Origin of the sequence: Phenylobacterium aquaticum (assembly GCF_947378715.1) — a bacterium.
Taxonomy (GTDB): Bacteria; Pseudomonadota; Alphaproteobacteria; order Caulobacterales; family Caulobacteraceae; genus Phenylobacterium; species Phenylobacterium aquaticum_A.
Map to the genome: position 1 here is coordinate 1 of NZ_CANCLE010000143.1, position 10,362 is coordinate 10,362.

Below are 10,362 nucleotides of genomic sequence, written 5' to 3' on the forward strand. Positions count from 1 at the left end.
GCTCTGTTCGGCGAGGCCCTGGCCGCGCCGTTCCTGGCCGGTCTGCCGGTGGTCGCCGCCGCCAATGCGAGACCCGGAGATGTGGCTTTCGCTGATCTGCTGAGGTCTGCCCCCGTCGCCGCCAGCGCCGACCCGGACGACACCGCCAAATATCTGCTGACCTCCGGCTCCACCGGCCGGCCCAAGGCGGTGATCTGCCGCCACCGCAACATCGCCACCAACGCCGCCCAGGTCGCCGCCTGTTTCGACGACCCGGACCCGCCGGTGATCGTCAACGCCGCGCCCTGGAGCCACAGCCTGGGGGCCAATGCGATCCTGCACATGGCCGCCCATCGCGGCGGCACGGTCTATATCGACGCCGGCCAGCCGGTGGCCGGGCGCTTCGCCGAGACCGTGCGCAATCTGAAGGAGATCTCGCCGACCTATCACAACATGGTCCCGGCCGGCTGGATGCTGTTCGCCGGAGAGCTGGAGCGCGACGAGGATCTGGCGCGGAAGTTCTTCGCTCGCGTCCGAGTCATGCAGTACGGCGGCGCCAATCTGGGCCAGGACATCTGCGACCGCATCCAGGCCGTGGCCCTGCGCACCGTCGGCGAAAAGATCAGCTTCGCCAGCGGCTATGGCGCCACCGAGACCGGGCCGACGGCGGCCAATGTCCACTGGACCAACGACCGCATGGGCCTGATGGGCCTGCCTCTGCCGGGCACGGCGGTGAAGCTGGCGCCGGCCGGCGACAAGCTGGAGTTCCGGGTCAAGGGCCCGCAGGTCACGTCCGGCTATCTGGGCCTGCCCCAGGTCTCGGCCGACAGCTTTGACGAGGACGGCTTCTACAAGCTGGGCGACGCCGCCCGCTTCATAGATGCGGCGGACCCGGCCCAGGGCCTGGCCTTCGACGGCCGGCTGTCGGAGAACTTCAAGCTGGCCAGCGGCACCTTCGTCAGCGTCGGCGAGCTGCGCATCCAGGCGGTCGGGGCGGTGGGCGATGCGGTCACCGACGCGGTGGTCTGCGGCGAGGGCCGCGAGACGCTGGGCCTCCTGTTCTATCCCAAGCCCGGCCATGGGGCGGACGAGATCGCGGCGGCCGTGCGGACGGGGATCGAGAGGCTGAACGCCAAGGCCAAGGGGTCTGGCGGCCGGGTCGCCCGGGCCCTGGTGCTCGCCACCCCGCCGGACGCCAATGCGGGCGAGATCACCGACAAGGGCTATATCGCCCAGGCGCTGGCCCGGTCCCTGCGCGCCGCCGACGTGGAACGGCTGTTCGCCACCCCGCCCGACCCCGACGTCATCGCCCTGTCCTAAGCCGCAGCCGTCTCGGCCAGCCTACGCTACGTCAGGCTTGCCGCACGGCCCGCGCGCGCTAGCGTGTCTCCAGGCCGGCCGATGAGCTGGCGGGAGGAACATCGGCATGGGCGAGATCATCAGCGGCGAGCGCAGTCTGTCCTCTGAGGCGCTGGGCGCGCGGGCGTCCCGCGCCGCGACCGGGCTCGCCTCGCTGGGGGTCAAGGCCGGCGACCTGATCGCCATCTATCTGCGCAACGACCTGCCGTTCATTGAGGCCACCTTCGCGGCCGGGCTGCTGGGCGCCTATCCCACCCCGGTGAACTGGCACTATGCCGAGGCCGAGGCCCGCTATCTGTTCGAGAATTCCGGGGCGCGGGCGATCATCATCCATGCCGATCTGATCGAGGGCGTCCGCGCGGCCCTGCCGCCTGGCGTGCCGGTGCTGGTGGTCGCCACCCCGCCGGAGATCGCCCAGGCCTATGGCATAGACCCCGCGCCGGTTCCGGCCGGCATGATCGACTGGGCGACCTGGCTCGAGGGTTTCGCGCCCTATGACCAGCCGGTCGCCGACGGGCCCGGCACCATCATCTACACCTCCGGCACCACGGGCCATCCGAAGGGCGTGCGACGGCGCCAGCCCAGCCCGGAGCAGGCCGCCGTCTCGGCCCGGGCGCTGGCCCAGGCGTTTGGCTTCGCCGATTGGCTGGATCGCCCGGGCGAGATCGTCACGGTGATCACCGGCCCGATGTATCATTCGGCCCCCAACGCCTATGGCGCCTTCTCGGCCCGGCTGGGCGCCAAGGTGATCCTGGAGGCGCGCTTCGATCCGGAGGAGCTGCTGGCCCTGATCGAGCGCTACCGCGTCGCCCACATCCACATGGTCCCGATCATGTTCAACCGGCTGCTGCGGCTGCCGGACGCGGTGAAGGCGAAATACGATCTCTCCAGCCTGAAGTTCGTGGTCCACGCCGCCGCCCCATGCCCGGCGCCGATCAAGCGGGCGATGATCGAGTGGTGGGGGCCGGTGATCAATGAGTACTACGGCTCCACCGAGACCGGCGCCGTGGTGTTCTGCAACTCCGAACAGTGGCTGGCCCATCCGGGCACGGTGGGGACGGCCATGCCCGGCGCCGACGTGCGGGTGATCGACGCCGAGGGAAACAGTCTGCCGGCCGGCGAGATCGGCGAGGTGGTGGCCAAGACCGCCGGCATCGCCGACTTCACCTATCATGGCGACGACGCCAAGCGCGCCGCCTCCGAGAAGGCCGGTCTGATCGCGCCCGGCGACATCGGCTATCTCGACGCCGACGGGTTCCTCTATCTGTGCGACCGGGCCAAGGACATGATCATCTCCGGCGGGGCCAATATCTATCCCGCCGAGATCGAGGCCGAGCTGCACAAGATGCCGGGCGTCGCCGACTGCGGCGTGTTCGGCATTCCCGACGAGGAGTTCGGCGAGGCGGTCTGCGCCGTGGTCCAGCCCATGCCGGGGGCGACGCTCACCGAGGCGGAGGTCCGGGCCTATCTGCGCGGGCAGATGGCCGGCTACAAGGTGCCCAAGCGGGTCGACTTCCACGCCGAACTGCCGCGCGAGGATTCCGGCAAGATCTTCAAACGCAAGCTGCGCGAACCGTTCTGGGAAGGCCTCGACCGGCGCATCTGAGCCTCCATCCTGGTTGCGCCCCGCCGGCCCCTGCCGCAAGGAGACGTGACACGACCAACGAGTCCCGGGAGGACCCCATGAACGGCGCCGACGCCCTGATCGAAACCCTGGTGGCCAATGGGGTCACCGCCTGTTTCGCCAATCCCGGCACCAGCGAGATGCAGTTCGTCTCGGCCCTGGACCGCCAGCCGAAGATGCGTCCGGTGCTCTGCCTGTTCGAGGGGGTCGCGACCGGGGCGGCGGATGGCTATGGCCGCATGGCCGACGTCCCGGCCTGCACCCTGCTGCACCTGGGTCCTGGCTACGGCAACGGCCTGGCCAATCTGCACAATGCGCGGCGCGCCTTTACGCCGCTGGTCAATGTGGTCGGCGACCACGCCACCTATCACCGCCAGTACGACGCCCCGCTCAACTCTGACATCCCGACCATCGTCGGCCCCAATTCGCTGTGGGTGAAGTCGGCCGACCGCGCGCAGGACGTCGCCGCCATCGCCGCCGAGGCGATCACCGCCAGCTATGGCCCGCCCGGCGGCCCGGTCAGCCTGATCCTGCCGGCCGACGCCGCCTGGACCGAGACCAAGGTCGAGACCGTCGCCGCCCGTCGCCCGGCCCGTGAAGCCCCCGTCAACGAGACGGTCGAGGCCGTCGCCAAGGCGATCCGGGCGGCGAAGAAGCCGGTGCTGCTGCTGGGCGGCCAGGCCTGCCTCGCGCCGTCGATCGCGCTCGCCTCGCGCCTCCAGTCGGCCGGGGTGCGGGTCCTGGTCGACACCTTCGTCGCCCGCCAACCGCGCGGCGCGGGCGTCTTCGCCCCGGCCCGCATGCAGTATTTCGGCGAGGCGGCGCTGGCCGATCTCGAGGGCGTAGACCTGATGGTCTATGTGGGCACCGCCATGCCGGTGGCCTTCTTCGCCTATCCGGACCGGCCCTCGGTCCTGGTTCCCGAAGGCTGCGAGACCCTGACCCTGGCCGATCGCAAGACTGACAGCGTGGCGGCCCTCGCGGCGCTGGCGGACGCGCTCGGCGCGCCCGCAGCCGGTCCGGTCCAGCCCCTGAAGCGTCCGGATGCGGCCCCGACCGGCGGCCTGAGCCCCCAGGCCTGCGGCCTGTCCATCGCCCGCCACCTGCCCGAGGGCGCGATCATCTGCGATGACGCCGTGACCTCCGGCGGCGGGGTCGCCGTGCCTTGCATGACGACAGTCCCGCACGAGGTGCTGGCCCTGACCGGCGGGGCCATCGGCATCGGCCTGCCGCTGGCCATCGGGGCGGCGGTGGCCAAGCCCGACCGCAAGGTGGTGGCGCTCTCCGGCGACGGCTCGGCCATGTACACGATCCAGAGTCTCTGGACGATGGCGCGGGAGAACCTCGACGTCACCGTCGTGGTCTTCGCCAACCACAGCTATCGCATCCTCAATATCGAGATGGGCCGCACCGGCGCCGGCAATGCCGGACCCTCGGCCAGCAAGCTGCTGGATCTCGGCGATCCGCGCATCGACTGGGTGTCGATGGCCAAGGCCATGGGTGTCTCGGCCGTGCGCTGCGAGACCGCCGAACAGTTCGAGGCCGCCTTCGCCGACGCGATGACTCAGCCCGGCCCGAAGTTCATCGAAGCCGCGATCTGAGGCGCCTGCCCCGCCTTCGGGGGAGGATAAAAAAAGGCCCGCGGATCGCTCCGCGGGCCTTCTTCATTTCAGGTCCGTCTGGGATCAGACGTTGCCGGGCAGCTTGCAGTCCTTGGTGAAGGCGCAGCCCACCACGCCCACCGCGTTGAGCGGGTCGGCGGTGTATTCCAGCACATAGCCCTTCAGGCCGTCGGCGCAGGCGGTTTCCACATAGGTGGTGCCCTTGGCCGTCTTGCCGATCACGCGGGTCGCGGAGACCGTGCAGTCGGGCTTGCCGAGCTTCTTCAGGTCCGCCGTGAACACGCCGATCGCGTCGGCGGGCTTGGTGAAGCTGCAGCGATAACCCGCGATCGGGGCGCGGCCGCAGTCATAGACCACCGGCTTGTCGGCCGGGCCGCCGAACACACCGACGCCGCCGTCGGGACGGTTCGTGCAGGCCATCTCGACCACGTCCTTGCCGGGCGGGCCGGGGAACGGGGCGTACTTGGAGACCTGGCAGTCGAAGCCGGCGCTCTTGGCGAGCTTGGTGTAGAGGCCGGCCTGGGCGGTCTCGGCTTCACGGGCGTCGGTCAGGGTGCAGCCGCCGAGGATGCCGGAGGCCTTCTCGCAAGGATAGGTCTGGACCAGCTGGGCCTTCTCGACCTTGTAGATGTAGCCCTTGCCGTCGGCGCACGCCGATTCATAGAAGCTCGAACCCGCCTGCGACATGCCGATGAAGCGACGATCCTTGACCACGCAGCCGTTGTTGGCGGCCGTGACATAGGTGTCGACCACGGCCAGGCGCGAGGCCTTGTCCTTCAGGACGCACTTGATGTTGCCATCGGAGCCGTCGAACAGCAGGCAGTCGGAGGCCACCACATTGCCGGTCACCACGGCGGGCGAGGCGGCCTGCAGCACATAGCCGGAGCCGCCAGAACAGGCGACTTCCAGGAAGGTGTTGCTGGGGCTTTGGCCGATGCCGCGGGCGGCCTCGGGGGTGCATTGCACCCCGGCCTTTGCCAGCAGGGGCGCGAGATCCGCCTTCGGATCGGCGTTGCCCGGCAGGACGCAGGGCAGGGCCGAGGGCTTGCCGTCCGGCTGAGGCGTGTCGGCCTCGATGCAGGTGAAGGCGGTCGGCTTGGCGCCCGCGGCCGAGGACAGCACGAAGCCCAGGCCCTGGTCGCAGTCGACTTCATAATAGCTGGTGGCGATCTTGGTCTTGGCGTCTGTCGCCTTGCCGACGAAGCGCGCGTCGGTGACCTGGCAGGTGATGCCGGCCGCCTGAGCGACTGCGGGGGCTTCAGCCATGCCCTGCTTGCGGGCGGCCTCGCTCACGGCCGGAGCCGCTTTGGGGGCGGACATCACGACCGCCGGGACTAGAGCCGCGACGAGCAGGGCTGCCGCGAGCCCGATTCCGATGGGCCTCATGGTGGAAAACTCTCCTGGGTGGTTCCTTCGCGCGGACATAAGCGCGTGCATGCCCTATGGGTCAAGTTCGCCGTGAACAGGGGCTGAACTAGGGCGAGACCCAAGCAAGGGGGGTTCGATCCCGCCGCCTTCGCGGCGAACATGGTTCGGTTTCCGAATGCGGTTTCGGAAAATGGGAGGACTTCATGCGCGACGGTTTCGAAGAGACCATACCCGAGGTGGCGAGACCGAAACTGGTCTACCCATTCGAGCAGGGCCCGAAGACCGGCGAGGCCGTGGATGTCGCGCCCGGTGTGAAGTGGCTACGGATGCCGCTCGGCGGCTCGCTGGCCTTCATCAATGTCTGGGCGATCGAGGAAGAGGGCGGCTGGGCCATCGTCGACACCGGCATGGGCGGATCGGAGACCCAGCAGGCCTGGCGCAAGGCCTTTGCCGGCCCGCTCGCCAATCTCAAGGTCACCCGGGTGTTCGTCACCCACATGCACCCCGACCACATCGGCATGGCCGGCTGGCTGACCCGCAAATATGACTGCCGCCTGTGGATCACCCGGCTCGAATTCCTGATGTGCCACAATCTGGCGGCCGACACCGGTCGCGAGGCGCCCGAGGACGCGCTGGCCTTCTACAAGGCCGCAGGCTGGGAGGACGAGGCGCTGGAGAACTACCGGGCCCGCTTCGGCGGCTTCGGCAAGGGACTGCACGCCCTGCCCGACAGCTTCCATCGGCTGAGCGACGGCGACGAGGTTCGGATCGGCGCCCACATGTGGCGGGTGGTGGTCGGCTCTGGCCATTCGCCCGAACATGCCTGCCTGCACTGCCCGGACCTGAAGCTGTTCATCTCCGGCGACCAGGTGCTGCCGAAGATCTCCTCCAATGTCTCGGTGTTCCCGACTGAGCCGGCCGGAGACCCGCTCACCGACTGGTTGACCTCCCTGGCCCGGATCAAGGCGAACATGCCCGATGACGTCCTGGTGCTGCCGGCCCACAACGACCCGTTCCACGGTCTGCACGCCCGTATCGACCACCTGATCGGCGGCCACGAGCGGGGGCTGACCCGGCTGCACAAGCTCTTGGCCGAGCCCAAGCGGGCGGTGGATGTGTTCAGCGTCCTGTTCCGCCGCAAGATCGACCAGTGGGTGCTGGGGATGGCGACCGGCGAGAGCCTCGCCCACCTCAACTGTCTGATCGCCCGGGGTCAGGCCGAGCGCAGAACGGACGAAAACGGCGTCGACTGGTATCAGGCCAAGGCTTAAGTATACGCCGTAAGAGCTCATCGGAGGACGCCATGACCGACCACATACTCAGCGAAAAATCCAATGGCGTGCTGACGCTGACCATGAACCGGCCGGAGAAGAAGAACGCCCTGACCCGGGCCATGTACCAGGCGCTGGCCGACGGCATCCTGGGCGCCGAGCATGACAAGGACGTCCGCTGCGTCCTGATCCAGGCCGAGGGCGACATGTTCACCGCCGGCAACGACCTGGCCGATTTCGCGGCCGTGAATTCCGGCCAGTCGGCCGCCAATGACGCGCGCCGCGAGGGCAATCCGCTGCTGGCCGCCCTCGCTGTCGCCAAGATCCCGCTGGTCGCCGCCGTCAATGGCCGCGCGGTCGGCGTCGGCACGACCATGCTGCTGCATTGCGACCTGGTCTATGTGTCGGACGACGCGCTCTTGACCACGCCCTTCGTCAACCTGGCCCTGGTGCCGGAGGCGGCGTCGTCCATCACCCTGCCGTCCCGCATCGGACATGCGCGGGCCTTCGCCATGTTCGTGCTGGGCGAGGCGGTCGACGCCCAGAAGGCCGTGGCCTGGGGGATCGCCAATGCCGCCGTGCCGCGCGCCGAACTGCGCGCCAAGGCCCGCGCCGCCGCCGAGGCGGTCGCCGGCCGTCCCCGCGCCGCAGTGGCCGCCACCAAGGCCCTGATGCGCGATCCCGAGGGCCTGGCCCAGCGCATGGCCGAGGAGGGCGTCCACTTCTCCGCCCAGCTCAAGTCGGCGGAAGCCAAGGAGGCCTTCGCCGCCTTCGCCGAAAAGCGCGCCCCTGACTTCTCCAAGGTGGGCTGAGCATGAGCCTGATCACTTCGGCCTTCGGGGCCTTCACGCCGGCTGCCGACGTCGTGGCCGACCATGACCTGATGGGGCGGACGGCCATCGTCACGGGCGGCGCCACCGGCATCGGCATCGAGACCGCCCGGGCGCTGGCCGGCGCCGGGGCCGAGGTCACCCTGGCCGTGCGCAACCGCGCGGCCGGCGAGGCCGCCGCGGCCGACATCAACGCCTCGGTGGGCGCCGAGCGCGTCCGGGTCGGGAATCTCGATCTCTCCGACCTGGCCTCGGTCGCCGCCTTCGTCACCACCTGGGGCGAGACGCCCCTGCACATCCTGGTCAACAACGCCGGCGTCATGGCCTGTCCGCTCAGCTACACGGCCAATGATCTGGAGATGCAGATCGGCACCAACCACTTCGGCCACTTCCTGCTGGGGGTCGGTCTGGCGCGGGCGCTGATGAACGGCGAGGAGGCTGGCCGCACCGCGCGTCTGGTCTCCCTGTCTTCCATCGGCCACCGCCGCTCGGGGGTGAACTTCGACGACCCGCACTATCGGACGCGGGCCTATGACAAGTGGGAATCCTACGGCCAGGCCAAGACCGCCAACGCTCTGTTCGCGGTCGGCTTCAACGCCCGCTTCGCCGAGCTGGGCGTCACCGCCAACGCCGTCATGCCCGGCGGCATCATGACCCCGCTGCAGCGCCACCTGCCGCGCGAGGAGATGATCGCCATGGGCTGGATGGACGAGGCCGGTAAGGTCCGCGACGGCTTCAAGACCCCGCAGCAGGGCGCCTCGACCAGCGTCTGGGCGGCGGTGGGCGAGGAGCTGGAGGGCGTCGGCGGGCTCTATCTGGAGAACTGCGGCCAGGCCCCGGCCTTCGACGCGGCCAACCCCTTCATCGGCGTCATGGACCATGCGCTGGATCCGGAGGCCGCCGAGCGGCTCTGGGCGCTTTCGGCGGAGACGACGGGCGTGGGCTAGCCCCGCTTCTTCGGCGTCCTGATCTTGGCCCGCGCGGCGGCGTCCAGCGCCTTGCGGGCCCACTCAGCCAGGACATCGGGGTCTTCCAGGGCCTCAAGCGGCGCCGACCAATAGCCCATGGCCTTGTCGCCGCCGAACGGCTGGAAAGCCTCGCAGCCGGCCGCGACGAAGTCCGGCCGGCTGATGTCGTCGATCTTCAGATAGAGCGCATCCTCGGCCAGCAGGGCGAAGAACAGCTCGTGGCGCGACAGGCCGACCCCGCCGAACATCCGCCTGTGGGTCACCCCGCCCAGCGGCTCCAGCAGCTCCAGCACCATGTCCAGGAAGTCCGGTGAGACGGCCATGCGTTGCGATTCTCCGGCGAGGCCGCGACAATACCATCCATGACCGTGACCGTCCGCCCCGCCGGCCCTGCCGACACCGCCCTGATCCACGGCTTCATCCGTGCGCTCGCCGACTATGAGAAGCTGCTGCACGAGGTGGAGGCGACCGAGGATGATATCGCCGGCCACCTGTTCGGGCCGAATCCGCGGCTGTTCTGCGACATAGCCGAGGCCGATGGCGCGCCGGTGGGCTTCGCCATCTGGTTCTACAACTACTCGACCTTCCTGGGCCGCCACGGGATCTATCTGGAAGACCTGTTCGTGGTCCCGGAGGCCCGGGGCCTGGGGGCGGGCAAGGCCCTGCTGCGCCGCCTGGCCCAGCGCTGTGGCGACGAGGGCCTGGCCCGGCTGGAATGGTCGGTGCTGAACTGGAACGCGCCTTCGATCGCCTTCTATGACAGCCTGGGGGCCGGGGCCCAGACGGAATGGACCGTGCGCCGCCTGACCGGCGCGCGCCTGGAGGCCTTGGCTGCATCATGAGCGCCCCGCCCAAAACCGTCCTGACCACCACGCCGGAAGAAGAGGCCGCGATCCGCCTCGCCGTCCGCACGGTCGATCCCCTGACGCTGGGCCCCGGTCGGGTGATCGCCGGGCCCGAGCACGCCGCCTCGCTCACCGCCATGCTGGCCGACCCCCGGGTGTCGGATCCGATCTACGACCTGCCGCGCCCGATCACCGAGGCCAATGTCACGGCCTGGATCGCGCAGGCCGCCCGCCAGCGCGAGACCGGAGACGCGGTGCTGATCCTCAGCCTCGATCCGCAAGGGGAGGTCGCCGGCTATTCGAAGTTCAGCGTCTGGGCGGACAGGTCGTCGGCCGAACTGGCCGGCGCCACCCGCGCCGACCTGCAAGGGCAGGGCAATGGCGGCAAGGGCGCGGCCCATTCCTTTGGCTGGATGTTCCAGGAGCTGGGCGTCCGGCTGATCGGCCTGACCGCGGCCCTCGACAATGTCCGCTCCGCCAAGGTGATCGAGGCGGC

At 69.6% G+C, this 10,362-nt stretch carries 10 protein-coding genes; 8 read left to right on the plus strand and 2 right to left on the minus strand.

Going from position 1 to position 10,362, the window contains the following annotated elements:
* The 3 genes from Q7P21_RS16095 to Q7P21_RS16105 all read left to right on the plus strand — a co-directional run.
* Positions 1 to 1,299: AMP-binding protein (locus Q7P21_RS16095; protein ID WP_304177912.1), on the plus strand; the 1,299-nt coding region annotated here is incomplete at its 5' end.
* Positions 1,300 to 1,405: 106 nt separating this feature from the next.
* Positions 1,406 to 2,944 (plus strand): acyl-CoA synthetase, encoded by a 1,539-nt coding sequence (locus Q7P21_RS16100; RefSeq protein WP_304177914.1) that lies wholly within the window; start codon positions 1,406 to 1,408, stop codon positions 2,942 to 2,944.
* Positions 2,945 to 3,021: 77 nt separating this feature from the next.
* Entirely contained in the window at positions 3,022 to 4,563 is a 1,542-nt protein-coding gene (locus tag Q7P21_RS16105) for an acetolactate synthase large subunit (RefSeq protein ID WP_304163993.1), read from the plus strand.
* Between the two features lie 84 nt (positions 4,564 to 4,647).
* Here the strand turns inward: Q7P21_RS16105 and Q7P21_RS16110 are convergent, their stop codons facing one another.
* On the minus strand, positions 4,648 to 5,904 hold the full coding sequence (locus Q7P21_RS16110) for a hypothetical protein (RefSeq protein WP_304163995.1): 1,257 nt from the start codon (positions 5,902 to 5,904) through the stop codon (positions 4,648 to 4,650).
* Between the two features lie 251 nt (positions 5,905 to 6,155).
* On the opposite strand from Q7P21_RS16110, the gene Q7P21_RS16115 reads away from it, so the two are divergent.
* From Q7P21_RS16115 to Q7P21_RS16125, 3 genes are read left to right on the plus strand one after another with little or no spacing between them, the layout of a single operon-like run.
* Positions 6,156 to 7,223, plus strand: coding sequence for an MBL fold metallo-hydrolase (locus Q7P21_RS16115; protein ID WP_304163997.1), 1,068 nt, complete (start codon positions 6,156 to 6,158; stop codon positions 7,221 to 7,223).
* A gap of 32 nt (positions 7,224 to 7,255) precedes the next feature.
* The gene (locus Q7P21_RS16120) at positions 7,256 to 8,035 is read left to right on the plus strand and encodes an enoyl-CoA hydratase-related protein (protein WP_304163999.1); all 780 of its coding nucleotides are present in this window, start codon (positions 7,256 to 7,258) and stop codon (positions 8,033 to 8,035) included.
* Positions 8,036 to 8,037: 2 nt separating this feature from the next.
* Positions 8,038 to 9,000 carry an oxidoreductase gene (locus tag Q7P21_RS16125; protein ID WP_304164001.1) on the plus strand — a complete coding sequence of 321 codons (963 nt, stop codon included), beginning with the start codon at positions 8,038 to 8,040 and terminating at the stop codon, positions 8,998 to 9,000.
* On the opposite strand, the gene Q7P21_RS16130 is transcribed toward Q7P21_RS16125, so the two are convergent.
* On the minus strand, positions 8,997 to 9,344 hold the full coding sequence (locus tag Q7P21_RS16130; protein WP_304177915.1) for a TfoX/Sxy family protein: 348 nt from the start codon (positions 9,342 to 9,344) through the stop codon (positions 8,997 to 8,999). The two genes, Q7P21_RS16125 and Q7P21_RS16130, sit on opposite strands and share 4 nt — an antisense overlap.
* 39 nt (positions 9,345 to 9,383) lie before the next feature.
* Here Q7P21_RS16130 and Q7P21_RS16135 point away from each other — a divergent pair, with 39 nt between their 5' ends.
* Together Q7P21_RS16135 and Q7P21_RS16140 are read left to right on the plus strand one after the other, a co-directional pair.
* Positions 9,384 to 9,863 (plus strand): GNAT family N-acetyltransferase, encoded by a 480-nt coding sequence (locus Q7P21_RS16135; RefSeq protein WP_304164003.1) that lies wholly within the window; start codon positions 9,384 to 9,386, stop codon positions 9,861 to 9,863.
* On the plus strand, positions 9,860 to 10,362 hold a 503-nt coding region (locus Q7P21_RS16140; RefSeq protein ID WP_304177917.1), incomplete at its 3' end, for a GNAT family N-acetyltransferase. The genes Q7P21_RS16135 and Q7P21_RS16140, both read left to right, overlap by 4 nt.